Raw genomic sequence first — 26,395 nt, forward strand, 5'->3', positions numbered from 1 at the left:
CTTCTTAAGAATTGGATGTCGCGGCGGCGCTGGCAGGAATACCCTCTTCCTGCACCGAGCGATGCTTACGTAACTGCTGGCTGATGGCCTCCACGCGGGCATCGGTCAGCTTGTAGAGTGACAGCATGATGAACATGCCGACGTAGAGCACCACCGGCACCACGCAGAACAGAATTTTGATGGTGGAAAGCACCTCCACCGGCTGCACGCTGTTGCTGGCGGAGTAGTTGACGAAGGCCAGGATCCAGCCCACCACCGCGCCGCCGATCGCCAGGCCAATCTTCAGGCTGAACAGGTAGGTCGAGAACACCAGCCCGTCGAGGCGTCGCCCGCTGCGGCTCTCTTCGTAATCCACCACATCGGAGGCCATCAGCCACTGCAGCGGCGTGGTGGTGTTAAAGACAAACAGGAACACAATGTTGAGGGCGAAAATCAGCGCAATATGTTCGGCCGGCACCACGAAAATCAGCAGGCTGATCAGCGAGTAAATCACGATAATCGCTTTAAACGCCTTTACCCGGTCGAAGCGGCCTAACAGGCGCGACGAGGCCAGCGAGCCGAACATGGTGGCAATGCTGCCGTACAGCAGAAACTGCATCGCCAGTTCCGGATGGTCCATCACATACTTGACGAAATAGAGCGTCGCCCCGCCGCGAACCACGTTGGAACAGGTCGCCATCATTTTGAAGGCACACATAATGCGCCACTGGGTATTGCCGAACAGCAACCGGAGATCTTTCGCCACCGACGAACCAGGCTGCACCTCGAAGGTATAGCGCTCTTTAGTGGTAAAGAAGCACACGTACAGCAGCACCACGCCGGTCAGCCCCAGCACGCACATCGCGCCAAAGTAGCCCAGTTGCTCGTCCCCTTTGCCGATGATGCCCACCAGCGGCAGCGCAATCCCGCTAATCGCCAGCGAGCCCGCCGCGGCGAGGAAGAAGCGCCACGACTGCAAGGCATGACGTTCTTTGGGGTCGGCGGTAATCACTCCCGGCATCGCGCAATACGGTACGTTGACGAAGGTGTATACCAGCGTCAGCAGAATGTAGGTCACGCAGGCATAGATAATCTTGCCCTGGGCGGAAAAGTCCGGCGTGTAGAAGGTCAGCATGCAGACGATGCCAAACGGGATCGCCCCCCACAGCAGGAACGGGCGAAACTGACCGTGGCGGGTACGGGTGCGGTCCACCAGCAGGCCCATCAGCGGATCGGTCACGGCATCCAGCACCCGGGAAACCAAAAACAGCGTGCCCATAATGCCCGCGGAGAGGCCAAACACATCGGTATAGAAATAGGCCAGCAGGAACATCGTGGCCTGCCAGACAAAGCCGCAGGCGGTATCGCCCAGGCCGTAGCCGATTTTATCTTTCATGGTTAATTGCATATTTATCCCCAACCCTAAAGAGTGGAATAGAGCAAACGTCAGAGTCCTGAAACAGGAATAAAATTCTGTTGCCACATCAGGAATTCACCCATCATTCGTGTGCTTATGGTTCACGTTTTCGTGTTAACAGAGTGTAAGAAGATGCGCATTTTTCCGGCAATGACCATTTTTAATTTATGAATTATGTTTTTTGGTTTTTGTGATTGCCATCGTTATAAAATGGCGGCTGGATAAAATAGTTAAGCTTTTATTTTTAACAAGTTATGAAATAACTAAAAGCCATAAAAATATTTATTTCAGGCAGCACAAAGCCGCCCGCGGAATATTTCCGCAGACGACTAATGGGCGATATTTTATTTAAATGCCGAGGGCTTTTTTCCCGGCGTTAATCACCTCGATAATTTTATCGGTATCATATATGCAGCCTTTCCAGGTACCGCCGCTGACCGACTGTAACGCCGCCCATAAACGGGTATCGTCCGGTAAAAAATCGTGGGCATGCAGTTCGGGATGCGCAGCGCGGGCCGCCAGTTCCAGCGCCCCTTCTTGCGGCGTCAGCCGCTTCTGCGCGGTGCCGATAAAGTTCACGCTGCCGGTTAACGCCAGCCTGTCCACCGCAATCTCAATCACATCGTTATCGCGCAGCTTGCCAATAGGCCCGCCCGCCAGCGCTTCCGGGGCGACGTGACCAAAGCAGGCGCCGGTCGACACCCCGGAAAAACGGGCATCGGTAATCAACGACACCGTTTTTCCCCACGACACATGCTTCAGCGCCGAGGTGAGCTGGTAGGTCTCTTCCATGCCGGTGCCGGACGGGCCGCCGCCGATCACCACCATGATATCGCCCTGTTCGATCTCGCCGTTTTTAATCGCCTTGATCGCCCGCGCTTCCGACACAAACACCCGCGCCCGCCCGGTATGACGATAAACACCATCTTCGCCCACCACCGACGGGTCAATGGCCGTGGCTTTGATCACCGACCCTTCCGGCGCAATATTGCCGACCGGGAAAGCCACCGTGGAGGTCAGCCCCCGGGCCTGCGCGCGGGCCGGCGGGAGGATCACATCATCCGGGTCGACGCCATCCTGCTCGCGCAGGCACTGGCGGAATTTCTCACGCCGCTCGGAGGTCTGCCACCAGTCGAGGTTTTCCCCGACCGTCTGCCCGGTGACCGTCATCGCATCGAGATGCAGCAGCCCCAGATCGCGCAGATGCAGCATCACTTCCGGCACTCCACCGGCGAGGAAAGCGCGCACCGTCGGGTGGTAGTCCGGGCCGTTCGGCAGCACGCTGACCAGCCGTGGGGCTTTCCGGTTGATGCGCGTCCAGTGCTCCACGTCCGGGATGGTGCAGCCCGCCGCGTGGGCGATGGCGGGAATATGCAGCAGCAGGTTGGTGGAGCCGCCAAACGCCGCGTGGATAACCATCGCGTTTTCAATCGCTTTGTCGGTCAGAATATCGCGGGTGGTGATGCCGCGGTTATCCAGTTCGCTCACCGCTCTGGCGGACTGGCGGGAGATTTCCAGCCACACGTCCTGCCCCGACGGCGCCAGCGCCGAGTGCGGCAGCGCCAGCCCGAGGGCTTCCGCCACCACCTGCGAGGTGCCCGCCGTCCCTAAGAACTGGCAACCGCCTCCCGGCGAGGCGCAGGCCCGACAGCCCAACTCGGCAGCCTCCTGCAGCGACAGTTCGTGGTTGGCGTAGCGTGCGCCAATGGTTTGTACTTTCCCGGCATCTTCCCCGAAGGTTGGCGGCAGCGTCGCGCCGCCGGGAACCAGAATGGTCGGCAAATCGTGCATCGCCGCCAGGGCAATCATCGTCGCCGGCAGGCCTTTGTCGCAGGTTGCCACGCCGATCACCGCCCGGCGCGTTGGCAACGAGCGGATCAGGCGGCGGAACACAATGGCCGCGTCGTTGCGGTACGGCAGCGAGTCGAACATGCCATGGGTGCCCTGGGAGCGGCCATCGCAGGGGTCGCTGACGAAGGCGGCGAACGGGATGCCACCGTTGCGGGTGATCTCTTTTGCCGCCGCCTGCATTTGCAGGCCAATCTCCCAGTGCCCGGTGTGGTAACCCAGCGCCACCGGGCGCCCGTCACCGGCGCGGATACCGCCCTGAGTGCCGATGATCAGCACCTCTTTGCCGGTAAGCTTGTTAGCGTCCCAGCCCATCCCGGCATTTTGCGTCATGCCGAACAGATTACCGCTCGGCGACTCCATCAGCATTTGCGGAGTCAGCGGCAGCGCCCCCTGTGGACCGGCGGCATGGGTGATAACCGCGTAAAAAGCATCGTCCTGCGCCGTGAATATCGTCTCAATCGCCATCTTATTTTTCCGGTTCAGCAGAGTCTGAGCTGTTGCAGCAAGGTTTTAAGCTGCCTTTTTTTGGTGTCGTCCAGCGCCGAGGCCGGCGGCAGCACATGCGTCGAGATCGGCCGGCCGCACAGCACCACCGCCTCTTTAATCACATTCACGAACGGCGTATCCAGCTGGTACATCTGGGGGATCTGCAGCAGCGTCTGATGATACTGAGCCGCCTGCGCCAGGTCGCCGTCGCGGAACGCCTGCAGCAGCTTCACCGACACCTGCGGGGCAAAGTTGCCGCTGGCGGAGATAGCGCCGTCCCCGCCAAGCAGCAGGGTGTTGAACAGGTGATCGTCGTAGCCGCACAGCACCGAGAAGTGCGGATGCGCGGCTTTCACCGTCTGGATCATGCTGCGCAGATGCGCCACGGAGTCGATGGTGTCTTTGATGCCGACAATATTGCGCCGCGAGTCCGCGAGGGTTTTGACCAGCGCCGGCGTCAGATCCTGGCCGCTCAATGCCGGGAAGTTATAGAGGATCACCGGCAGGGTGACGCTGTCGGCCACCTGCTGGAAGTAGTGGATCAGGTTCTGCTCAGAGACTTTCCAGTAGTAGGGGTTGATCACCACGATGCCGTCGGCGCCCGCCTGCTGCGCGTGCTGGCTGAGCTCAATCGTCTCCCGGGCGTTGGTGCCGCCGGTTCCAATCAGTACCGGCACCCGGCGATCCACGTGGCCGATAGCAAATGCCGCGATGGCTTTACGCTCTTCGGCGTTGAGCTGCGAGAACTCCCCGCCGCTGCCGAGAAAGAACAGGCCATCCACGCCGGCGGAGATCATATCGTCGATCAGCGCGGCGGTGCCCTGGGGATCGAACTGGCCGTCGGCGCTAAAAATGGTGGAGACAGGGGGAATGATCCCCGAGAACTGCGCGGTTTGCTGCATGAGATCTCCTTGCTAAATTATTTTGTTCTACATTATAGAACATCGTTCTTCTATATAAGATTCATACTATGCCGCCGACAAAGGGAAGGTAAATGGGCTGAAAGCCGGAAGTGTGCATTTTTCAAGCTGGATCACAGAATGCTGCAACGTAGATGATTTATAGCCATCAGAAACGCCCCGGAGGCGGCGCGTAGCGCCTGTCCGGGCTACAGGCCCCAACGGCGGTGAGCCAGTAGCCCGGTCAGCGCAGCGCCACCGGGGGAAATCGGCTCGGTCTGATTCGCGGGTTCCGTGGTTAGCCCCGGAGGCGGCGCGTGGCGCCTGTCCGGGCTACAAGCCCCCAGACGGTGGTGAGCCAGTAGCCCGGTCAGCGCAACGCCACCGGGGAGTGCGTCATCCCGGAGGCGGTGCGTAGCGCCTGTCCGGGCTACAGGTCCCAGACGGCGGTGAGCCAGTAGCCCGGTCAGCGCAGCGCCACCGGGGGAAAACCGGCTCGGTCTGATTCGCGGGTTCCGTGGTAAGCCCCGGAGGCGGCGCGTAGCGCCTGTCCGGGCTACAGGGCCCCAGACGGCGGTGAGCTGGTAGCCCGGTCAGCGCAGCGCCACCGGGGGAAATCGGCTCGGTCTGATTCGCGGGTATTGTGGTGATAAGCGTGAAGGGGAAAAAAAGCAGGCCACAGCGGGGTGTGGCCTGAAAATGGATCAACGATTAGATTCCTGCGGTTTCACGAATGTACTGTCGTGCCTTCAGCGCATATTCGAACGGGTTCGCCAGCGCCGGGTCCTGCTCGGCTTCCACCACCATCCAGCCGCGGTAGCCAAAATCATCCAGCAGTTTAAATACCGGACGGAAGTCGATCACCCCGTCGCCGGGCACGGTGAAGGTGCCTTTTTTCACCCCATCAAGGAATGACAGCCCTTCACGACGCACCTGCTCAATCACCGCCGGGCGTACATCTTTCAGGTGCACGTGGTTGATGCGCGGCAGGTATTTCTCGAGGATCGCCAGCATCGGCGCTTCGCCACCTTCGGAATACCAGGCATGACCGGTGTCGTACAGCAGGAACACCTTGTCATCCACCAGCGACATAAACTTGTCGATCTCTTCCGTGGTCTGAATACCGGTTCCCATATGGTGGTGCAGACAGACCTGCATTCCCTTCTCAGCGGCCAGACGCCCCAGGGTGTTGTAGCCCTCGGCAACCCGCTGCCACTCTTCTTCGCTGAAGCAAGGTTTAACCTCTCCCAGAATCGGCTTTTCCAGCCCCTGAATACTGCCGCTTTGCTCGGAGCAGCCAATCACCTTCGCCCCCATCGCATGAAGGAAGTTCATGTGATTCACAAACTCGTCGATGGTCTTTTCCCGCTGCCCGTTGGCAAAAAAGGTGCTGAACCAGGCATTGCAGATCTGGATACCGCGCAGATCGAGCATCGGCTTCAGAACCGCCGGATCGCGCGGATATTTGCTGCCCACTTCACTTCCGCTAAACCCGGCCAGCGCCATTTCACTGACCGTCTGCTGGAAGGTATTTTCGCTGCCCAGCTCGGGCATATCGTCGTTAGTCCAGCCAATCGGGGCAATCGCCAGTTTCACATTATCTTTGTTCATTTCCATGCTCCTGCTGCCGCGTCTTAACGACGCAGCAATTCACGTTCGATGAGTTCACGGGTTTCCACCGCCTGGTATTTCATCTTCTCCGGGTAGCCAAACAGCGACGCGGCAACAATCGGCGGGCCGCCGACTTTGAAGGTCTGTTCAGCAAAGTTCATCTCGCGCAGGGTGCGGAACAGCGCGTCAAAATCAACGTCGCCTTCGCCCACGCCAACATGTTGATGAACCGCAGCATCCACGCCCGGTGGATTGACGATATAGCGGCAGTGCCGGGTATGATTTCGGGTGTCAGCAATCAGCACGTGGGAGAGATCGTTGCCGGCATAACGCAACATTTTCTCCACCTCCCCTTTCCCTTTGTCATAAAAGAAAGTGTGCGGAACGCTGTAAACGTACTTCACATTCTCGCTGCGGAACGATTTCACAATATCGACGGTTTCATTGTGCTCTTCACAGAAGTCCCACGGATGGGCCTGGATCTCCAGCCGGATACCTTCGCGTTCAATCACAGGCAGCAGCTCATCCATCGAGCGATAGAACATCTCTTCACAGATTTCCGGCTGATTCGGATCGCCGGAAAATTCGGTGTTGATCACCTGCACGCCCATTTCCACCGCCACTTCGATCAACCGTTTCCAGTTTTTTACCGCCGCCTGACGGCGCTGTTCGTCCGGACCGGACCAGCGGTAAACGCAGATAAACGAGGAGATCTCCACGCCGTTGTCGCGCAGCGCCTGCTTATATTCGGCGATGGTTTCGCGGCTGGCACGCGGGTGCTTGTAGAACGGGTTAATCTGCGGATGGGGCGACTGCTCAATGTACTGATAGCCCCACTCCGCGACCTGCTGGACCATACGGGTAATCCCGAGATCCCGAATCACATCAACGTCGAAAGCAATTTTCATCGTCGTTACCTGTTCAAAGACGTTCCGAAAACGAGAAAGCGATTAGCGCTGGTAGAACGCCGGGCACTCAGGCAACGCGACCGCTACCGGCCCGCTGTTCTCCTGGGCCTGCATGCAGGCATCGGCCGCCACCGAGGCCGCATAGCCGTCCCACGCCGAAGGCCCCTGCAGCTGACCGGCCTTCACGTCATTGATAAAGGCCTGCAGTTCCACGTCGTAGGCTTTAATAAAGCGGTCTTTCCAGTCGACGAGAATGGCGGTCGACAGGTTGGCGCTCTTACGCATCTGTACCGCTGACGGCTCCGGCAGACGGGCAATACCCGTTTCACCAACCACTTCACACTGGATGTCGTAGCCGTACTGGCAGTTCACAAACACTTCAACATCGATCAGGGTGCCTTTGCGCGTTTCGAACGAGACAATCTGCGGGTCTCTCAGACGCGGGTGGGTATGGGACGTGGAGCGCGGGAAGCGCACCTGTACCGACAGATAGTCGTCATCCAGCAGCCAGCGCAGCACGTCCAGCTCGTGGATCAGGGTGTTGGTGATCGCCATATCGGTGGTGTAATTCTCGCCCACCGACTGGTTACGGTGCGCGCAGCGCAGCATCAGCGGTGCGCCGATATCGCCATCATCAATGACTTTTTTCAGCGCCAGATAGCCTTCATCATAAGGACGCATAAAGCCCACCTGCACCAGGCGGCGGCCCGCTTTCATTTCAGCGTCAACGATGCGGCGGCAGCCTTCCGCGCTCATCGCCAGCGGCTTCTCACAGAAGACCGGTTTGCCGGCGGCGATCGCCGCGAGGGTATACTCTTCGTGCGTCGGGTCCCAGGAGGTCACCAGGATCGCATCGACATCGCTGGCGTTAATCACGTCATGACCGTCGGTGTAGATCTCCACCTGTACTCCCGGCAACGCCACTGCCGCACGCGCGCTTTCTGCATTAATGTCCGACACCGCCACCACGGTGGCACCCTGTAAGACCTGGGTGCAACGACGGATATGTTCTTTACCGATGGCGCCAGCGCCGATGACACCTAATTTGAGTGACATAGTGGTTTTCTCCGTGATTCTGTAGGGTTCAAGGTAAGCGTTATAGGTTAGTAATCTCGCGCCTCGGCGCGTTTTTCATTAATCATTTCAGCCACTTTGCGAATACGTTCGGACAATGCCGTCTGGGCGATACCGACGTTCCACCAGCTGCCGTACGAGTGCACCATGGTTTTCGGCAGCACTTTAATATCAATCAGGGTACTGACCGTTTCGCGGCGCGCGGCATCCAGCGCGTGGCGCAGTTCATCCAGCGTGGTGACGCGCCAGGTTTTGCAGCCGTAGCCTGCCGCGATGGTGGCGAAATCGATCGGGATCAGCCCGCCCTGTAGCTGCCCGGTCTGCGCCGAGCGATAGCGGAATTCGGTGCCGAAGCTGCCCATACCGTGGCCAATCTGCAGGTTATTGATGCAGCCGTTGGCCATGTTATCGAGCAGCACCACGTTGATCTTCGCCCCTTCCTGTAAGGAGGTGACCAGCTCGGAGTGCAGCATCATGAAAGAGCCGTCGCCGACCAGCGAGTACACTTCCGTTTGCGGCTGCGCCAGCTTGACGCCGAGCGCGGCGTTCACCTCATAACCCATACACGAATAGCCGTACTCCACGTGATAGGTGTTGGTGGCCCGGTTGCGCCACACTCGTTGTAAATCGCCGGGCAGGCTGCCCGCCGCCGCCACAATCACGGCCTCTGCCGGCAGCGTCTCATTGAGCACTCCCAGCACGCTGCTCTGGGTCAGCGTGGAATCGGTAATCTGGCGAAATTCGCGATAGACCGCCTCGCGATCGAGACGATCGTCGACTTCCGGCACAAACCCACTCTCCTGCCACTGCGCCTGATAAACGCGCTGCGTCTCTTTCAACTGGCTGCTCTGAACGCTGGCGATCTGCGCGCCCCATCCGGCCTGCCAGTCGGCGTCAGCCAGCGCATCGTCCAGCGCGGTGAGCGCTTCACGGGCATCGGCCAGCAGCGGAATACCGTCGAGCTTCCAGGCATCGAAGTTGCTGACGTTGACGTTCAGATAACGCACGTTGGGGTGCTGGAAAAGCCATTTTGAAGAGGTGGTGAAATCACTAAAGCGGGTGCCGATGCCGATGACTAAATCGGCCTCTTTCGCCAGCAGGTTGGCGGCCAGGCAGCCGGTCTCCCCGACGCCGCCGACGTTCAGCGGATGGGATGACACCACCGTGCCTTTTCCGGCCTGGGTTTCGGCAAACGGAATCTGGTAATGCTCGGCAAAGCGGGACAGCGCGTCACCGGCACCAGCGTATTTCACCCCGCCGCCGCAGATAATCAGCGGCTTGCGGCTGGCTTTGATGGCGGCGATGGCGTCCGCCAGATGCGCCGCGCTAACCGGGCGACGATCGAGTCGGTGCACGCGCCGCGCGAAGAAGGTTTCCGGGTAATCCCAGGCTTCGCCCTGGACGTCCTGCGGCAGGCACAGCGTCACCGCGCCGGTTTCCGCCGGGTCGGTGAGGACGCGCATGGCGTTAATGCAGGCGCTCATCAGCTGTTCCGGGCGCGTAATGCGGTCCCAGTATTTGCTGACCGCCCGGAAGGCGTCATTGGTGCTGATGCTCAGGTCGTAGCTCTGCTCAACCTGTTGCAGAACCGGGTCCGGCTGGCGGGTGGCAAAGACGTCGCCGGGCAGCAGCAGCAGCGGGATCCGGTTGGCGGTTGCCGTCGCGGCGGCGGTAAGCATATTCGCCGCACCGGGGCCAACGGACGCGGTACAGGCGATAATCTGGCGACGCAGAGACTGGCGGGCAAAACCGGTGGCGGCATGCGCCATGCCCTGTTCGTTACGCCCCTGGAAAACCCGCATCTCACCGCTGTCTTGTTCCAGTGCCTGGCCTAACCCCAGCACATTGCCGTGACCAAAGATGGCAAAAATCCCTTTAACAAATTTATGCTCTACGCCATCCACTTCCAGATACTGGTTATCAAGGAACTTCACCAGCGCCTGCGCCATTGTCAGCCTCAGTTTGCCCATCTTGCACAATCCTTATTGTTCAGCTTTTGTCTGTGGGTTCGCCGCGTTTCCCGCGCCGCACGGTTTGCACGGTTGTTGGGAGATCGTTAACGTCCACTGGAATACTTTTGGATTATAGGCAAACATTTTTTTCATTAAATAGGAATACAGAAAAAACATTTCATTTTGCGAGAGGGATCAAACTCTCTCTGCGTTTCAGCCGTTTCACCGGCCGTCGCTCCCCCTTCAGCGGCCTTGCCAGGCGGCCTGCCACGCCAATATCCTGTTAAAAATCAGACATAAAGCGTTCTCTCATCAGACCACCCACCTGCTGACGCCGTGACCACCGGCGATCCGTTGCTGAACGCGGGCTGGCGCGGCAGAGTGGTAGATCCTTCACACTTTTGGTTTTTTAATTTCGAACAAGTTTGCAAATGAAATATTTATTTCTCAAACTAAGAACAACCGTTCACCCTCAGGCTGTTTGTGGAGACCTTGTCGGTATCCGACCCCTCCGTACAGCAGATATGCAAAAGGAAATCCTAGCTATGAATGCAGCAGTAAAGCGGCTCGACGTCATCTGTATTGGCCGGGTGGCTGTCGACCTCTATGCCCAGCAGATTGGTGCAAGGCTAGAAGATGTTGCCAGTTTCTCTAAATATCTGGGCGGGTCTTCCGGTAATGTCGCCTATGGCACCGCCATTCAGGGGTTAAAATCCGCCATGCTGGCGCGCGTAGGTGATGAGCACAATGGTCGTTTTTTGCGTGAAACGCTCAGCCGGGCCGGGGTTGATACCGAATACCTGATCACCGATAAACAGCGCCTTACCGCGCTGGTAATGCTGGGAATTAAAGACCAGGAGACCTTCCCGCTCATTTTTTACCGTGATAATTGCGCCGACATGGCGCTGGCGCCTGAGGATATTCATGAGGAGTACATTGCCTCTTCCCGCGCGCTGGCGGTGACCGGCACCCATCTTTCGCACGCCAATACCCGTGCCGCCGTGCTGAAAGCGCTGGAATACGCCCGTCGCCACGGTCTGCGCACCGCGCTGGATATCGATTACCGCCCGGTGCTGTGGGGGCTGACCTCGCTGGGGGACGGTGAAACGCGTTTCATTGAATCCGATCCGGTCACCAGTCAGCTGCAGGAAGTGCTACATCTGTTCGATTTAGTGGTCGGTACAGAAGAAGAGTTTCATATTGCCGGGGGCAGTACCGATACCCTGACGGCGCTGAAAAACGTCCGCCACGCCACCAACGCCACCCTGGTGTGCAAACGCGGTCCGATGGGCTGCGTGGTGCTGGAAGGCGATATTCCCGATAGCTGGGACAGCGTGCCGCTCCAGCAGGGCGTGCGGGTTGAGGTGCTCAACGTGCTGGGCGCCGGGGATGCATTTATGTCCGGTCTGCTGCGCGGCTGGCTGAATGATGAAGGCTGGGAGCAGGCCTGCCGCTATGCAAACGCCTGCGGTGCGCTGGTGGTTTCACGCCACGGTTGCGCGCCGGCGATGCCGACTAAAGTCGAGCTGGATGACTATCTGCAACGCGCGGAATCGGTGCCGCGTCCGGACACCGATGCACGTCTGAACCACCTGCACCGGGTTACCAGCCGCCGTCAGGCGTGGCCGGAACTGTGTATTTTTGCCTTTGATCATCGCAAGCAGCTGGCGGATCTGGCCCGGGAAACCGGACGAGATGAGTCCTGTATTTCCCCGCTCAAACTCCTGCTGTTATCCGCCGCCGAAGCCGCGGCGCAGGAAGCCGGGCTTGACCAGCGCAGCGGGATCCTCGCTGACGGCACCTACGGTCAGCGGGCGCTGAACGCCATTACCGGTAAAGGGTGGTGGATTGGCCGTCCTATCGAACTGCCGGGATCTCGCCCGCTGCGCCTTGAACACGGCAGCATCGGGTCTCAGCTGATCGACTGGCCGCTGGAACAGGTGGTGAAATGCCTGGTGTTCTATCACCCGGCGGACCCGGCCTCGCTGCGGGCGGAACAGGATGCGCTGCTGCTGGAAGTCTGGCAGGCCTGCAACAAGTCCGGGCATGAACTGCTGCTGGAAGTGATCCTCCCGGAAAACGGCCCGGAAAAAGACGAGCGTCATTACTACACCATGCTGGAACATTTTTATCAGCTCGGCATTCAGCCGGACTGGTGGAAGCTGCCGCCGCTTTCCAGCGCCTGCTGGGAGCAGATCAGCGCGCTGATCGCCCGGGAAGACAGCTGGTGTCGTGGGATCCTGCTGCTCGGCCTGGATGCGCCACCGGACCGCCTGCGCGCCGGTTTTGCCGAGGCTGCCAGCCATCCGATCATCAAAGGGTTTGCCGTCGGCCGCACCATCTTTGGTCAGCCTTCGCGCCGCTGGATGCAGGGTGAGCTGAGCGATGAGGCGCTGATCGACGAAGTGAAACGTAACTATCTGACGCTTATCGGCTACTGGCGCGAAGCCCGCGGCTAACGCTGATCCCACCGGCCCGCCCACTTCGGGCGGGCTTTTTGCTGTTTGTTCGTGAAATGAATCGCGTATTTCATCGCAATAAATGAAAAATTCGCTTCATTTGGTACACTGGAAGTTATATTCCTTTCATTTTATCAGAGCGCAATCTATGGCCAATAATCCGACCCAACTGACCATCCTGCAGGATGAAATTCGGCGTCGCTACGATACCTTAAGCAAACGCTTAAAGCAGGTGGCACGCTATATTCTGGATAACAGCAATAGCGTCGCGTTCGATACCGTCGCGTCCATTGCTCAGCAGGCGGATGTCCCGCCGTCAACGTTGATCCGTTTCGCTAATGCGTTCGGCTTCAGCGGCTTTAACGAAATGAAGCAGATGTTCCGCCAGCATCTGATGGAAGAGACCGCCAACTATACCGAGCGCGCTCGCCTGTTCCGTCAGACCACCAACGATGAAACCTCCCCGCCGGAAACGCCGACGGAAATCCTCAATATGTTTACCATGGTGAACACCCAGGCGCTGCAGCAGCTGGCGATGCAGACCTCCGGGGACGATCTTGAGCGGGCGGTGGCCCTGCTGGCGGAAGCCGAGAACATTTATGTGATTGGCCTGCGCCGCTCCTTTAGCGTCGCTTCCTATCTGACCTATGCGCTGCGCCACCTTGATCGTAAGGCCTTCCTGATCGACGGCCTTGGCGGGATGTTCACCGAACAGCTGAGCCTGGTGGGACCGAAGGACGTTGTGATTGCCGTCAGCTTCTCGCCGTATGCCCGCGAAGTGGTTGAGCTGGTGGAGCTGGGCGCCCAGCGTAAAGCCCGGCAAATCGCCATTACCGACAGCCAGGTCAGCCCGCTCGCGGCCTTCAGCGATGTCTGTTTCGTGGTGCGTGAAGCGCAGGTGGACGGTTTCCGCTCGCAGGTCGCTTCCCTGTGCCTGGCTCAGACCCTCGCCGTGTCGCTGGCGCTGAACAGCAGCAAAGAGCCTCAGGCTCAGCAGAACCTCGCCTGACCTGCCCTCCCGGATGGCGGCGCACGCGCCTTATCCGGGCTACAGCACATCCGGTTGCCCCAGACAAAAAAGGCCGCTAAACCAGGTTTAGCGGCCTTTTTACATCCATGTTTACTTCTATGTTGCGTCAGTCGTGGCGGGGATAATCGGGACTGTTAATCCACGCGTGATCCTCTTCCCAGGTGAACAGCCATTTGCGTTCCGGCCCGGCCATGACGTTGAGGTAATAGCTGTCATACCCGGCAATCGCGGCGACCGGATGATAGCCGCGCGGTACCATCACCACATCGTGGTTAGACGGCGCCATGCAGGCGTCCAGGCTACGATCGTCGGTATACACCCGCTGGAATGCAAACCCCTGCGGCGGATCGAAACGGTGGTAATAGGTCTCTTCCAGCTGCGTCTCTTTGCCCGGCTGCGCGGTATCGTGCTTATGGGACGGCCACGAACTGGTGGCCCCCTCGTCGGTGTAGACTTCCACCACCAGCAGGCAATCGGCCTGCGCATTATCCGGCAGGATATTGTGCACGCGGCGCTGGTTGCGGCCTTTACCACGATGCTCGACGCCGACATCCTGCGGGAGAATCACCCGCGCCGGCAGCGTCCCTTTACCCGGGGCGCTGCAGACCGCCAGCTCGAGATCGGAGTCTGCCGTCACCTCTACCTTGTCCTGCGGCGGCACATACACCGACCACGGCGGCGTGCGCTCAAACGGCGACATTCGCTGTCCCAGGTTGGGGAAATCGGCCTTCGTCGTTTTGACCGAGGCCAGCCCGGCCACCAGCACCAGGCACAGCTCGCGATCGCCGCTCTCCAGCTGGATGGTTTCCCCTTTTTTCAGCATCCACACATCGAACCCGATATAGCGCCAACCGGCGCTTTGCGGCGTAATGTGCTGGATCTGCCCCTCTTTGCGTGATTTAGCCAGTAACGACATGGCGCTCTCCTTCGCCGATTAGCCTAACGTCGGCATGCTGAATTCAGATACGGTCTGCTGCCCTTCCGGCCAACGCACGGTGGCAGTTTTCATACGGGTGTAGAAGCGCACGCCGTCAGGCCCGTGGACGTTCAGGGCGCCAAACACCGAGCGTTTCCAGCCGCCAAAGCTGTGGAACGCCATCGGTACCGGCACCGGCACGTTGACGCCGACCATCCCGGCCTGCACATCATGCACGAATTCCCGCGCGGTGTGGCCGTTGCTGGTGAAAACGGCGCTGCCGTTGCCAAATTCGTGGCTGTTCACCAGCGCCAGCGCGCTGTGGTAGTCCGCGACCCGGACTATGCCCAACACCGGCCCGAAAATCTCTTCGCGCCAGATGGTCATTTCCGGCGTGACGTTATCGAACAGCGTCCCGCCGACATAGTAACCGTCTTCATGACCGGCCACCCGCAGCTTACGCCCGTCGACCACCAGTTTAGCCCCTTCACTGGCGCCTTTATCGATATAGCCCAGCACTTTTTTCTGATGGGTGTCGGAAACCACCGGCCCCATTTCATTCTCGTCTTTACCGCGCAGGCAGCCCGGCCCGACCTTCAGCGCTTCCACCAGCGGTTTCAGGCGCGCAATCAGTTTGTCTGCCGTTTCATCGCCCACCGCGACGACAACCGGCAGCGCCATGCAGCGCTCGCCCGCAGAGCCAAACGCGCCGCCCATGATAGCGTTGACCGTGGCATCCAGGTCCGCATCCGGCATCACGATGGCGTGGTTTTTCGCCGCGCCAAACGCCTGCACCCGCTTGCCGTGCGCGCTGGCGGTTTTATAGATATATTCGGCCACGCCGGAAGAGCCAACGAAGCTCACCGCCGCAATGCGCGGATCGGTATACAGCTGTTCGGCGTCATCGTTGCTGCAGTGCACCACGTTAAAGACGCCGTCCGGCAGACCGGCCTCTTTCAGCAGTTCCGCCATGCGTACCGCTGCGGTTGGCGCCAGCGCCGGTGGCTTCAATACGAAGCTGTTGCCGCAGGCCAGCGCCAGCGGGAACATCCACATCGGCACCATCGCCGGGAAGTTAAATGGCGTAATGCCCGCCACCACGCCCAGCGGCTGCATCAGCGAATAGCTGTCGACCCCGGTGCCAACGTCCGAGGAGTACTCGCCCTTAATCAGATGCGGGATCCCGCAGGCAAATTCGACCACTTCCAGGCCGCGCGTCAGTTCACCCAGCGCGTCCGACCACACTTTACCGTGCTCGCTGACGATGATCCCCGCCAGCTCTTCCGCATGTTGTTCCAGCAGCATTTTAAAGTTGAACAAAACCCGGGCGCGGCGCAGCGGCGTGGTGCGCGACCAGCTTTCAAACGCCTCACGGGCCACCTGAATGGCGTCAGAAACTTCCTGCGCGGTCGACAGCGTGACTTCGCGAACCACTTTCCCCGTCGCCGGATCGTAAACCGGCATCGTTTCATTGCTGCTGCTGGTGACGGTTTTCCCGCCAATAAAGTTTCCTGTGATCGTCATGTTCTCGCCTCATGGTGTTGGTAGGCCAACGTTGCGGCCCGTCTCCGATTTTGCAGTGATATAACCGTAGTAAAATGAAATGTATATTTCAATGATGATGTGAAATGAAATTCTATTTTGGTGATGACTGTCGCATTTCCCATCCTCAGGGCTTCAGTTTTCAGCGGAAAGCGCGATCGATGCGATTCAGGCGGCGCGCCAGCTGTGCCGGAGGGCCGGCGGAGGCTGAAAGCACGATTAATTGCGAAGCAGCTCAAAGAATCACCATTTCAGTTATTGATAATTTTGAAATAAATGTTTTGACTTAGAGGCAATCGAACGAACCCACCCTACCGTTTCCAGGAGAGCCACATGGCTATCGCACTGCAGCGTTTTTGTCTGAATCGTAAGATCGCCCCTTCCCTGAGCATCGAGGCGTTTTTCCGTCTGGTGAACAGCCTTGGACTGAATAAGGTCGAGCTACGCAATGATTTGCCCTCAGGCCGCGTGACCGACGATCTGAGCCATCAGCAGGTGCGCGAGCTGGCCGAGCGTTACCATATTGAGATCCTGACCATCAACGCCGTTTATCCTTTCAACTGCTGCACGGAACAGGTGCGCAACCTCACCGAATCCTTGCTGCAAGAGGCCCGCGCCATCGGCGCAAAATCGCTGGTGCTGTGTCCGCTGAATGATGGCCGCGAGGTGTCCGCCAGCGAGACGCTGAACGCGCTGCACCAGCTGTCCCCCCTGTTTGCTTTTTACGGTGTGCAGGGGCTGGTGGAGCCTCTGGGCTTCCCGCAAAGCTCGCTGCGTTCCGCCGCCCAGGCACAGGCGCTGATCCGCGACGCGCAGGTGCCGTTTAAGCTGCTGATCGATACCTTCCATCACCATCTTTACCCGCAGGCGGAGGCTGAGTTTGCCCAACTGGATGTCGCGGAAATTGGCCTGGTGCACCTTTCCGGCGTGGAGGACTCTCGCCCGCGGGAGAACCTTACCGACGATCAGCGGATCATGCTGACGACCCACGACAAGCTGCAGACCTGCGAGCAAATCAAGCAGCTGGAAGCGCGCGGCTACCAGGGCGTGTACGCGTTCGAGCCTTTTGCGCCGGAGCTGGCCTCGTGGAACGACGCGGATATCCGCCGCGAAACGGATCGCAGCATCGCCCTGATCCAACAGCACTGCGGCTGAGGAAAAGCGCGGCGTATTCTGTCAGAGGGGAGATTTCTCACGTCGGTTTGCGGCCAGGTTGCCTATAATCGACGCAGGATAAATGGAGGAATCGAACATGAGCTCACCCCTGCTGATTGCCCGCACCCGGGAAACCCAGCTGCATCTGTTACCAGGAATGGCCAACCGTCACGGCCTGATTACCGGCGCCACCGGCACCGGTAAAACCGTCACGTTGCAAAAGCTGGCGGAATCCTTCTCAGAGATTGGCGTCCCGGTCTTTATGGCCGATGTTAAAGGCGACCTGACCGGGATTGCCGAAGCCGGCCAGGCGTCGGAGAAGCTGCAGGCGCGGCTGGAGAAAATCGGCGTCAGCGACTGGCAGCCGCACGCCAACCCGGTGGTGGTATGGGATATTTTCGGCGAGAAAGGCCACCCGGTACGGGCCACGGTGTCGGATCTCGGGCCGCTGCTGCTGGCGCGCCTGCTGAACCTCAACGAAGTCCAGTCCGGGGTGCTGAATATCATCTTCCGCATCGCCGACGATCGCGGCCTGTTGCTGCTCGATTTCAAAGATTTACGCGCCATTACCCAGTATATCGGCGATAACGCCAAAGCTTTTCAGAACCAGTACGGCAACATCAGCAGCGCCTCGGTCGGCGCCATTCAGCGCGGCCTGCTGACCCTGGAACAGCAGGGGGCGGAACACTTTTTCGGTGAGCCAATGCTCGATATCCAGGACTGGATGCGCCTCGATGAAAATGGCAAAGGGGTGATAAATATCCTCAGCGCCGAGAAGCTGTATCAGATGCCTAAGCTCTACGCCGCCAGCCTGCTGTGGATGCTCTCTGAACTCTACGAGCGTCTGCCGGAAGCCGGCGATCTCGATAAGCCCAAACTGGTCTTTTTCTTCGATGAAGCGCATCTGCTGTTTAACGATGCCCCGCAGGTGCTGCTGGATAAAATCGAACAGGTGATCCGCCTGATTCGCTCCAAAGCCGTGGGGGTCTACTTCGTCTCGCAGAACCCGTCAGATATTCCCGACGCGGTCCTGGGTCAGCTGGGTAACCGCGTTCAGCACGCCCTGCGCGCCTTTACGCCGAAAGATCAGAAAGCGGTGAAAACCGCGGCGCAGACCATGCGCGCCAACCCGGCCTTCAGCACCGAGCAGGCGATTCAGGAGTTGGGCACCGGCGAAGCGCTGATCTCCTTCCTCGATGAGAAAGGCAGCCCGTCGGTGGTCGAACGCGCCATGGTTATCGCCCCGTGCTCACGAATGGGGCCGGTGACCGACGACGAGCGCAACGGCCTGATTAACCACTCCGCGCTGTACGGTAAATACGAAGAAGAGATCGACCGTGAATCGGCGTTTGAAATGCTGCAAAAAGGGGTTCAGGCCACCGTGGATCAACAGGCGGCGCCCCCGGCCAAAGGCCAGACGGCCAGCGATGACGACGGTCTGCTCGGCGGGCTGAAAGATATTCTGTTCGGCACCACCGGGCCACGAGGCGGCAAGCGGGACGGCATCGTGCAGACCGCGGCGAAAAGCGCGGTGCGGCAGGTAACCAATCAGATTGTCAGAGGTATGCTGGGAAGTTTACTGGGCGGGCGAAAACGGTAGTATCGCCCCCCGCGCGATGACCGCGCGGGGGACGTCGTGCTAGCTCTTTTTCATCATCAGCCAGAGGCTGATCAGGAAGAAGCTGGCGCTTGGCAGCAGCGCACCGATAATCGGCGGGATGCCGTAAACCAGCGTCAGTGGGCCAAAAATCTGGTCCAGCACGTAGAAGATAAAGCCAAAGCTGATCCCGGTGACCACCCTCACCCCCATCGCCACGCTACGCAGCGGGCCGAAGATAAACGACAGGGCCATCAGCATCATCACCGCTACCGACAGCGGCTGGAAGATTTTGCTCCACATATTGAGCTGATAACGCCCCGGGTCCTGGCCGCTGGATTTCAGATAGGTCACGTAGTTGTGCAGGCCGCTGATCGACAGCGCATCCGGATCCAGTGCCACCACGCCCAGCTTGTCGGGCGTCAGCTTGGTTTTCCAGGTTCCGCTAACCATCTGCGATCCGGTTATCTGTTTCGGGTCGGTGAGGTTTGACTCATCGACCTGCGACAGGCGCCAGACTTTATTGTCGTTATCGAATTTCGCCGAGGCCGCATAGCGGACGGTCTGCAAACGACGCTGATCGTTAAACGCGTAAATACTCACGCCGCCCAGCTCATCGTTGCCTTTCACCCGCTCAATATAAACGAAGTTATGACCGTCTTTCGCCCACAGCCCCTGCTGGGTGGACAGCAACGACCCACCGTACATCTGCTGCGCACGGTAGTTACGCGCCATCTGTTCGCCCTGCGGCGCGACCCATTCACCGATCGCCATCGTCAGCAATACCAGCGGAATTGCGGTTTTCATCACCGCCAGCGCCACCTGTAAACGGGTGAAACCGGAGGCCTGCATCACCACCAGTTCGCTACGCTGTGCCAGCATCCCGAGCCCCAACAGTGCGCCAAGCAGCGCCGCCATCGGGAAGAAAATCTGCACGTCTTTCGGTACGCTAAGAATGGTATACAGCCCGGCACCGAGCGCGTCATAGCTGCCCTGGCCGGCCTTTTTCAGCTGATCGACAAATTTGATAATGCCCGACAGCGACACCAGCATGAACAGCGTCATCATGATGGTGTTGAAAATCGTCCTACCGATATAACGGTCGAGTACGCCAAACGCCTGCATCACGCCGCTCCTTTGTTAAAACGGGCACGGAAGCGGCGCATCGGCACCGTATCCCACAGGTTCAGCAGCACGGCCAGCGCGAAATAGAGCAGGTTGATACCCCACATCCAGATCATCGGGTCGATTTTACCTTTACCGCCGTTGGACTTAATCGAGGTTTGCAGCAGGAAGAAGACCAGGTACAGCAGCATCGCCGGCAGCATTGACAGCACCCGTCCCTGACGTGGATTCACCACGCTCAGCGGGACCACCATCAGCGCCATAATGAACACCGTCGCCACCAGCGTGAAGCGCCAGTGCAGCTCCGCGCGGGCGCGGTCAGTATCGGTTTTCCACAGCGTCAGCATGTCCATCTGTTCAGTATCGCTGGGGTCCGAGGAGACCGCCTGATGGCCGATAATTGCCTGGTAATTTTTAAAGTCGGTAATGCGGAAGTCACGCAGCATCGCCGTGCCTTCAAAGCGGGTACCCTGATTCATGGTCACCACCTGCGAACCGTCTTTCTTCTGCGACAGTTCGCCGGTGTCCGCCACGACGACGGAAGGACGCGCATTGCCTTTCGGCTTCAGCTGCGCAAGGAATACATCCTGGAAGCGATTGCCGTTCACACTTTCAATAAACAGCACGGCGCTGCCATCGCTGGCCTGCTGGAACTGGCCCTGGGCCAGCGCGGCCATGCCGGGGTTGGCTTTGGCTTCTGCCAGTACTTCATCCTGATGGCGGGACGACCAGGGGCCGGCCCACATCACGTTGACGGCCGCCACGGCACCGGTAAACAGCGCGAGGATCATCGCCGCTTTGACCAGCACGGCCTTGCTCAGGCCGCAGGCGTGCATCACCGTGATTTCACTTTCGGTATACAGTTTGCCCAGCGTCATTAGCAGCCCGAGGAACAGACTCAGGGGCAGAATAAGCTGCGCCATTTCCGGTACGCCCAGCCCTAACAGGGAGAGCACCAGATTTGTCGGGATGTCGCCATCTACCGCCGCGCCGAGGATCCTGACCAGTTTCTGGCAAAAGAAAATGAGTAGCAGGATGAACAGGATCGCCAACTGGCTTTTCAGCGTCTCACGAACCAGATATCTTATGATTATCACTATAAATACGCCCGTAAAAACCCGTCTTATTGCAGGAAAATTGCTTGTTTCATGGCTTAAACGTCATTTATTCTCTTTGGTCTTCGAAATCATCGCTAAGATTAAATGACTCATTGGTTCCGCGTATCAGGTTTTTTTTCTGACGAACCAAAGCCGTAATAACGTTAAGATTAACACGAAGTCACCGCAACAGCGGACATGAGTTACGAAAGCTTTCAATTCTATCCGTAGCCACCGTCGTTGTCTTTAAGATTCAGGAGCGTAGTGCATGGAGTTCAGTGTAAAAAGCGGTAGCCCGGAGAAACAGCGGAGTGCCTGTATCGTAGTCGGCGTTTTTGAGCCGCGCCGCCTCTCCCCGATTGCCGAACAACTCGATAAAATCAGTGACGGTTATATCAGCGCGCTGCTGCGTCGCGGTGAACTGGAGGGTAAACCTGGCCAGACGCTGCTGCTGCACCATGTGCCCAACATTCTGTCAGAGCGCATTCTGTTGATTGGCTGTGGCAAAGAACGTGAGCTGGATGAACGTCAGTATAAACAAGTCATTCAGAAAACGATAAATACGCTGAATGATACCGGTTCGATGGAAGCGGTCTGTTTCCTGACCGAGCTGCACGTCAAAGGCCGCAACAACTACTGGAAAGTACGCCAGGCCGTTGAGACCGCCAAAGAGACGCTGTACAGCTTCGATCAGCTGAAAACCAACAAAAGCGAGCCACGTCGCCCGCTGCGTAAAATGGTCTTCAACGTTCCGACCCGTCGCGAGCTGACCAGCGGCGAGCGCGCTATCCAGCACGGCCTGGCAATTGCCGCCGGCATCAAAGCGGCGAAAGATCTCGGCAATATGCCGCCGAACATCTGTAACGCAGCTTACCTGGCTTCTCAGGCTCGTCAGTTGGCCGATACCTACAGTAAAAATGTCGTCACCCGCGTGATTGGCGAACAGCAGATGCGCGAGCTGGGCATGAACTCCTATCTGGCGGTCGGCAACGGTTCGCAGAACGAGTCGCTGATGTCGGTTATCGAATACAAAGGCAACCCGTCGGAAGATGCGCGGCCAATCGTGCTGGTCGGCAAAGGGTTGACCTTTGACTCCGGCGGCATCTCCATCAAGCCTGCCGAAGGCATGGATGAGATGAAGTACGACATGTGCGGCGCCGCAGCGGTTTACGGCGTGATGCGCATGGTCGCTGAGCTGCAGCTGCCGCTGAACGTGATTGGGGTGCTGGCCGGCTGTGAAAACATGCCTGGTGGACGCGCCTATCGTCCGGGCGACGTCCTGACCACCATGTCCGGCCAGACGGTTGAAGTGTTAAACACCGATGCAGAAGGCCGCCTGGTGCTGTGCGACGTGCTGACCTACGTTGAACGTTTCGAACCGGAAGCGGTAGTCGACGTGGCAACGCTGACCGGCGCCTGCGTGATTGCGCTGGGCCATCACATCACCGGCCTGATGTCGAACCACAATCCGCTGGCCCACGAACTGATTGGCGCCTCTGAACTGGCGGGTGACCGCGCGTGGCGTCTGCCGCTGAGCGACGAGTTCCACGATCAGCTGGAGTCGAACTTCGCGGATATGGCGAATATCGGCGGGCGTCCTGGCGGTGCCATCACCGCCGGCTGCTTCCTGTCGCGCTTCGCCCGTAAGTACAACTGGGCGCACCTGGATATCGCCGGTACCGCATGGCGTTCCGGTAAAGCCAAAGGCGCCACCGGTCGTCCGGTCGCCCTGCTGTCGCAGTTCCTGCTCAACCGCGCCGGGTTTACTGGCGAAGAGTAAAATCAAGCGTACCCGGCAGGCCTTGCTTGCCGGGTTCAGTGCCCCCATTACATTCTATACCCTCTGGATTTCGGGTTACGTCACGGCGGCAACCGCACGAATCCCCAGGAGCATAGATAACGGGGTGACTGGGATGAGCGAGGGCAGCCAACAACGAGGCCGCCAGAAAGACAATGGGTATAGATTATGAAGAATGCAACGTTCTATCTGCTCGACAATGATACGCAACAGGATGGCTTAAGCGCCGTTGAACAACTGGTGTGTGACGTTGCCGCAGAACGTTGGCGCAGCGGCAAACGTGTGCTGATTGCCTGCGAAGATGAGCAGCAGGCCATTCGCCTCGATGAAGCGCTGTGGGCGCGTCCCCCGGAAAGCTTCGTCCCGCATAATCTGGCGGGAGAAGGCCCCAGAGGCGGCGCACCGGTGGAAATTGCCTGGCCGCAAAAGCGCAACAGCAGCCCGCGGGATATTCTGATCAGTCTGCGGGTTAATTTTGCAGATTTTGCCACCGCTTTCACAGAAGTGGTAGACTTTGTCCCTTACGAAGATTCTCTGAAACAACTGGCGCGCGAACGCTACAAAGCGTACCGCATGGCTGGTTTCAACCTGAATACGGCAACCTGGAAATAATGGAAAAGACATACAACCCACAAGATATCGAACAGCCGCTTTACGAGCACTGGGAAAAGCAGGGCTATTTCAAACCGAATGGTAATGAAAGCCAGGAAAGCTTCTGCATCATGATCCCGCCGCCGAACGTCACCGGCAGTTTGCATATGGGTCATGCTTTCCAGCAAACCATCATGGATACCATGATTCGCTACCAGCGCATGCAGGGTAAAAATACCCTGTGGCAGGCAGGTACCGACCACGCGGGTATCGCTACCCAGATGGTGGTGGAGCGTAAGATTGCTGCTGAAGAAGGTAAAACCCGCCACGATTACGGTCGCGATGCCTTTATCGATAAAATCTGGCAGTGGAAAGCCGAATCCGGCGGCACCATTACCCGTCAGATGCGCCGCCTTGGCAACTCCGTGGACTGGGAGCGCGAGCGCTTCACCATGGACGAAGGCCTCTCCAATGCGGTGAAAGAAGTCTTTGTGCGCCTGTACAAAGAAGACCTGATTTACCGCGGCAAGCGCCTGGTCAACTGGGACCCGAAACTGCGCACCGCGATTTCCGACCTCGAAGTGGAAAACCGTGAGTCCAAAGGCTCAATGTGGCACATCCGCTACCCGCTGGCCGACGGCGCGAAAACCGCAGACGGTAAAGATTACCTGGTGGTGGCGACCACCCGTCCGGAAACCCTGCTGGGTGATACCGGCGTGGCCGTTAACCCGGAAGACCCGCGTTACAAAGACCTGATTGGCAAATTCATCGTGCTGCCGCTGGTTGACCGCCGCATTCCGATCGTCGGCGACGAACACGCCGATATGGAAAAAGGCACCGGCTGCGTAAAAATCACCCCGGCGCATGACTTTAACGACTACGAAGTCGGTCGTCGTCATCAGCTTCCGATGATCAACATTCTGACCTTTGACGGCGATATCCGTGAAAGCGCGGAAGTGTATGACACCAAAGGCGAAGAGTCCGACGTTTACTCGAACGCCATCCCGGCGGAGTTCCAGAAAATGGAACGCTTTGCCGCGCGTAAAGCCGTTGTTGCCGCTATCGACGCGCTGGGCCTGCTGGAAGAGATTAAACCGCACGACCTGACCGTACCGTACGGCGACCGTGGCGGCGTGGTTATCGAACCGATGCTCACCGACCAGTGGTACGTGCGTGCCGACGTGCTGGCTAAACCGGCCGTGGAAGCGGTTGAGAACGGCGACATCCAGTTCGTGCCGAAGCAGTACGAAAACATGTACTTCTCCTGGATGCGCGATATTCAGGACTGGTGTATCTCCCGTCAGCTGTGGTGGGGTCACCGCATCCCGGCGTGGTATGACAACGAAGGCAACGTCTACGTGGGCCGCACCGAAGACGAAGTGCGTCAGGAAAACAACCTGTCCGCTGACGTCGCGCTGCGCCAGGACGAAGACGTGCTCGACACCTGGTTCTCCTCCGCGCTGTGGACGTTCTCAACCCTCGGCTGGCCGGAAAACACCGATGCTCTGCGTCAGTTCCACCCGACCAGCGTGATGGTCTCTGGCTTTGACATCATCTTCTTCTGGATTGCCCGCATGATCATGATGACCATGCACTTCATCAAAGATGAAAACGGCAAGCCGCAGGTTCCGTTCCATACCGTCTACATGACCGGTCTGATTCGTGACGACGAAGGCCAGAAGATGTCCAAATCCAAGGGCAACGTCATTGACCCGCTGGATATGGTCGACGGTATCTCCCTGCCGGATCTGCTGGAAAAACGTACCGGCAACATGATGCAGCCGCAGCTGGCAGAGAAAATCGCCAAACGCACTGAGAAACAGTTCCCGAACGGCATCGAGCCGCACGGCACCGACGCCCTGCGCTTCACCCTGGCGGCGCTGGCCTCTACCGGCCGTGACATCAACTGGGACATGAAACGCCTGGAAGGTTACCGCAACTTCTGTAACAAGCTGTGGAACGCCAGCCGCTTCGTGCTGATGAACACCGAAGATCAGGATTGCGGCTTTAACGGCGGCGACATGGTGCTGTCTCTGGCCGATCGCTGGATCCTTGCGGAATTCAACCAGACCATCAAGAACTACCGCGAGGCGCTGGACAGCTACCGCTTCGATATCGCCGCGGGCATTCTGTATGAATTCACCTGGAACCAGTTCTGTGACTGGTACCTGGAGCTGACCAAGCCGGTTATGACCGGTGGTTCAGACGCTGAACTGCGCGGCACCCGCAACACGCTGGTGACCGTGCTGGAAGGACTGCTGCGCCTGGCGCACCCGATCATTCCGTTCATCACCGAAACCATCTGGCAGCGCGTGAAGGTCATTTGCGGCGTGACCGCCGACACCATCATGCTGCAGCCGTTCCCGCAGTACGATGCGTCTCAGGTCGATGAAGCGGCGCTGGCCGATACCGAATGGCTGAAGCAGGCGATCGTCGCCGTGCGTAATATCCGTGCGGAAATGAACATCGCTCCGGGTAAACCGCTGGAACTGCTGCTGCGCGGCTGTAGCGCTGACGCTCAGCGTCGCGTGACTGACAACCAGAGCTTCCTGCAGTCGATGGCGCGTCTGGAAAGCATCACCGTGCTGTCTGCCGATGATAAAGGTCCGGTTTCGGTCACTAAGATTATCGACGGCGCCGAGCTGCTGATCCCGATGGCGGGTCTCATCAACAAAGAAGATGAGCTGGCGCGTCTGGCGAAGGAAGTGGCGAAAATCGAAGGTGAAATCAGCCGCATCGAAAGCAAGCTCTCCAACGAAGGTTTCGTAGCCCGTGCCCCGGAAGCGGTTATCGCCAAAGAGCGCGAGAAACTGGAAGGCTACGCGGAAGCGAAAAGCAAACTGATTGAACAGCAGGCGGTCATCGCCGCGCTGTAATCCATCCGCCCCTTGCGCAATCCGGCAAGGGG

18 protein-coding genes are annotated in these 26,395 nt (G+C 58.7%); 7 read left to right on the forward strand and 11 right to left on the reverse strand.

Annotated features, from left to right (window positions below; all coding sequences use genetic code 11):
* Window positions 1–4: 4 nt before the first annotated feature.
* The 7 genes from HF679_RS15795 to iolD form a co-directional block, all read right to left on the reverse strand.
* Window positions 5–1,387: a glycoside-pentoside-hexuronide (GPH):cation symporter gene (locus HF679_RS15795; RefSeq protein ID WP_123757934.1), complete on the reverse strand. Its 1,383-nt coding sequence runs from the start codon at window positions 1,385–1,387 to the stop codon at window positions 5–7.
* 357 nt (window positions 1,388–1,744) lie between these two features.
* Window positions 1,745–3,712, reverse strand: a complete 1,968-nt coding sequence (locus HF679_RS15800) for a YjhG/YagF family D-xylonate dehydratase (protein ID WP_187042211.1) — start codon at window positions 3,710–3,712, stop codon at window positions 1,745–1,747.
* A gap of 14 nt (window positions 3,713–3,726) precedes the next feature.
* Entirely contained in the window at window positions 3,727–4,635 is a 909-nt protein-coding gene (locus tag HF679_RS15805) for a dihydrodipicolinate synthase family protein (protein WP_187042212.1), read from the reverse strand.
* 708 nt (window positions 4,636–5,343) lie between these two features.
* Complete coding sequence (iolE, locus tag HF679_RS15810) at window positions 5,344–6,243, reverse strand: myo-inosose-2 dehydratase (RefSeq protein WP_123757931.1); 900 nt, start codon at window positions 6,241–6,243, stop codon at window positions 5,344–5,346.
* A gap of 23 nt (window positions 6,244–6,266) precedes the next feature.
* Window positions 6,267–7,151 (reverse strand): sugar phosphate isomerase/epimerase family protein, encoded by an 885-nt coding sequence (locus HF679_RS15815; protein ID WP_123757930.1) that lies wholly within the window; start codon window positions 7,149–7,151, stop codon window positions 6,267–6,269.
* Window positions 7,152–7,193: 42 nt separating this feature from the next.
* Complete coding sequence (locus HF679_RS15820; RefSeq protein ID WP_187042213.1) at window positions 7,194–8,207, reverse strand: Gfo/Idh/MocA family protein; 1,014 nt, start codon at window positions 8,205–8,207, stop codon at window positions 7,194–7,196.
* 47 nt (window positions 8,208–8,254) lie between these two features.
* Window positions 8,255–10,195: a 3D-(3,5/4)-trihydroxycyclohexane-1,2-dione acylhydrolase (decyclizing) gene (gene iolD, locus HF679_RS15825; protein ID WP_123757928.1), complete on the reverse strand. Its 1,941-nt coding sequence runs from the start codon at window positions 10,193–10,195 to the stop codon at window positions 8,255–8,257.
* Window positions 10,196–10,722: 527 nt separating this feature from the next.
* Between iolD and iolC the strand changes: the two genes are divergently transcribed.
* On the forward strand, window positions 10,723–12,636 hold the full coding sequence (gene iolC / locus HF679_RS15830; protein WP_174509849.1) for a bifunctional 5-dehydro-2-deoxygluconokinase/5-dehydro-2-deoxyphosphogluconate aldolase: 1,914 nt from the start codon (window positions 10,723–10,725) through the stop codon (window positions 12,634–12,636).
* A 148-nt stretch (window positions 12,637–12,784) separates the two neighbouring features.
* Window positions 12,785–13,645, forward strand: a complete 861-nt coding sequence (locus tag HF679_RS15835; RefSeq protein ID WP_123757926.1) for a MurR/RpiR family transcriptional regulator — start codon at window positions 12,785–12,787, stop codon at window positions 13,643–13,645.
* 127 nt (window positions 13,646–13,772) lie between these two features.
* Here the strand turns inward: HF679_RS15835 and iolB are convergent, their stop codons facing one another.
* Window positions 13,773–14,582, reverse strand: coding sequence for a 5-deoxy-glucuronate isomerase (iolB, locus tag HF679_RS15840; RefSeq protein ID WP_187042214.1), 810 nt, complete (start codon window positions 14,580–14,582; stop codon window positions 13,773–13,775).
* A gap of 18 nt (window positions 14,583–14,600) precedes the next feature.
* On the reverse strand, window positions 14,601–16,106 hold the full coding sequence (locus tag HF679_RS15845) for a CoA-acylating methylmalonate-semialdehyde dehydrogenase (protein ID WP_123757924.1): 1,506 nt from the start codon (window positions 16,104–16,106) through the stop codon (window positions 14,601–14,603).
* A gap of 351 nt (window positions 16,107–16,457) precedes the next feature.
* Here HF679_RS15845 and HF679_RS15850 point away from each other — a divergent pair, with 351 nt between their 5' ends.
* Together HF679_RS15850 and HF679_RS15855 are read left to right on the forward strand one after the other, a co-directional pair.
* Window positions 16,458–17,279, forward strand: coding sequence for a TIM barrel protein (locus HF679_RS15850; protein WP_154145046.1), 822 nt, complete (start codon window positions 16,458–16,460; stop codon window positions 17,277–17,279).
* A 97-nt stretch (window positions 17,280–17,376) separates the two neighbouring features.
* Window positions 17,377–18,879, forward strand: a complete 1,503-nt coding sequence (locus HF679_RS15855; protein WP_123757922.1) for a helicase HerA-like C-terminal domain-containing protein — start codon at window positions 17,377–17,379, stop codon at window positions 18,877–18,879.
* Window positions 18,880–18,918: 39 nt separating this feature from the next.
* On the opposite strand, the gene lptG is transcribed toward HF679_RS15855, so the two are convergent.
* Window positions 18,919–20,001, reverse strand: coding sequence for an LPS export ABC transporter permease LptG (gene lptG, locus HF679_RS15860; RefSeq protein WP_123757921.1), 1,083 nt, complete (start codon window positions 19,999–20,001; stop codon window positions 18,919–18,921).
* On the reverse strand, window positions 20,001–21,098 hold the full coding sequence (gene lptF / locus HF679_RS15865; RefSeq protein WP_187042215.1) for an LPS export ABC transporter permease LptF: 1,098 nt from the start codon (window positions 21,096–21,098) through the stop codon (window positions 20,001–20,003). Before lptF ends, lptG begins: the two co-directional genes overlap by 1 nt.
* A 268-nt stretch (window positions 21,099–21,366) precedes the next feature.
* Here lptF and pepA point away from each other — a divergent pair, with 268 nt between their 5' ends.
* From pepA to HF679_RS15880, 3 genes are all read left to right on the forward strand, one after another.
* Window positions 21,367–22,878, forward strand: coding sequence for a leucyl aminopeptidase (pepA, locus tag HF679_RS15870; protein WP_123757919.1), 1,512 nt, complete (start codon window positions 21,367–21,369; stop codon window positions 22,876–22,878).
* A 186-nt stretch (window positions 22,879–23,064) separates the two neighbouring features.
* Entirely contained in the window at window positions 23,065–23,508 is a 444-nt protein-coding gene (holC, locus tag HF679_RS15875; RefSeq protein ID WP_123757918.1) for a DNA polymerase III subunit chi, read from the forward strand.
* Window positions 23,508–26,363 (forward strand): valine--tRNA ligase, encoded by a 2,856-nt coding sequence (locus tag HF679_RS15880; RefSeq protein ID WP_123757917.1) that lies wholly within the window; start codon window positions 23,508–23,510, stop codon window positions 26,361–26,363. Before holC ends, HF679_RS15880 begins: the two co-directional genes overlap by 1 nt.
* Window positions 26,364–26,395: the final 32 nt, after the last annotated feature.

The organism is Enterobacter sp. JUb54 (genome assembly GCF_014298075.1).
Classification (GTDB): Bacteria; Pseudomonadota; Gammaproteobacteria; order Enterobacterales; family Enterobacteriaceae; genus Klebsiella; species Klebsiella lignicola.

What these genes read in the sequence shown, in the direction of transcription:
- HF679_RS15795 (WP_123757934.1), bottom strand. Translation starts at nt 1,387, where the DNA reads ATGCAATTAACCATGAAAGATAAAATCGGCTACGGCCTGGGCGATACC.
- HF679_RS15800 (WP_187042211.1), bottom strand. Translation starts at nt 3,712, where the DNA reads ATGGCGATTGAGACGATATTCACGGCGCAGGACGATGCTTTTTACGCG.
- HF679_RS15805 (WP_187042212.1), bottom strand. Translation starts at nt 4,635, where the DNA reads ATGCAGCAAACCGCGCAGTTCTCGGGGATCATTCCCCCTGTCTCCACC.
- iolE (WP_123757931.1), bottom strand. Translation starts at nt 6,243, where the DNA reads ATGAACAAAGATAATGTGAAACTGGCGATTGCCCCGATTGGCTGGACT.
- HF679_RS15815 (WP_123757930.1), bottom strand. Translation starts at nt 7,151, where the DNA reads ATGAAAATTGCTTTCGACGTTGATGTGATTCGGGATCTCGGGATTACC.
- HF679_RS15820 (WP_187042213.1), bottom strand. Translation starts at nt 8,207, where the DNA reads ATGTCACTCAAATTAGGTGTCATCGGCGCTGGCGCCATCGGTAAAGAA.
- iolD (WP_123757928.1), bottom strand. Translation starts at nt 10,195, where the DNA reads ATGGGCAAACTGAGGCTGACAATGGCGCAGGCGCTGGTGAAGTTCCTT.
- iolC (WP_174509849.1), top strand. Translation starts at nt 10,723, where the DNA reads ATGAATGCAGCAGTAAAGCGGCTCGACGTCATCTGTATTGGCCGGGTG.
- HF679_RS15835 (WP_123757926.1), top strand. Translation starts at nt 12,785, where the DNA reads ATGGCCAATAATCCGACCCAACTGACCATCCTGCAGGATGAAATTCGG.
- iolB (WP_187042214.1), bottom strand. Translation starts at nt 14,582, where the DNA reads ATGTCGTTACTGGCTAAATCACGCAAAGAGGGGCAGATCCAGCACATT.
- HF679_RS15845 (WP_123757924.1), bottom strand. Translation starts at nt 16,106, where the DNA reads ATGACGATCACAGGAAACTTTATTGGCGGGAAAACCGTCACCAGCAGC.
- HF679_RS15850 (WP_154145046.1), top strand. Translation starts at nt 16,458, where the DNA reads ATGGCTATCGCACTGCAGCGTTTTTGTCTGAATCGTAAGATCGCCCCT.
- HF679_RS15855 (WP_123757922.1), top strand. Translation starts at nt 17,377, where the DNA reads ATGAGCTCACCCCTGCTGATTGCCCGCACCCGGGAAACCCAGCTGCAT.
- lptG (WP_123757921.1), bottom strand. Translation starts at nt 20,001, where the DNA reads ATGCAGGCGTTTGGCGTACTCGACCGTTATATCGGTAGGACGATTTTC.
- pepA (WP_123757919.1), top strand. Translation starts at nt 21,367, where the DNA reads ATGGAGTTCAGTGTAAAAAGCGGTAGCCCGGAGAAACAGCGGAGTGCC.
- holC (WP_123757918.1), top strand. Translation starts at nt 23,065, where the DNA reads ATGAAGAATGCAACGTTCTATCTGCTCGACAATGATACGCAACAGGAT.
- HF679_RS15880 (WP_123757917.1), top strand. Translation starts at nt 23,508, where the DNA reads ATGGAAAAGACATACAACCCACAAGATATCGAACAGCCGCTTTACGAG.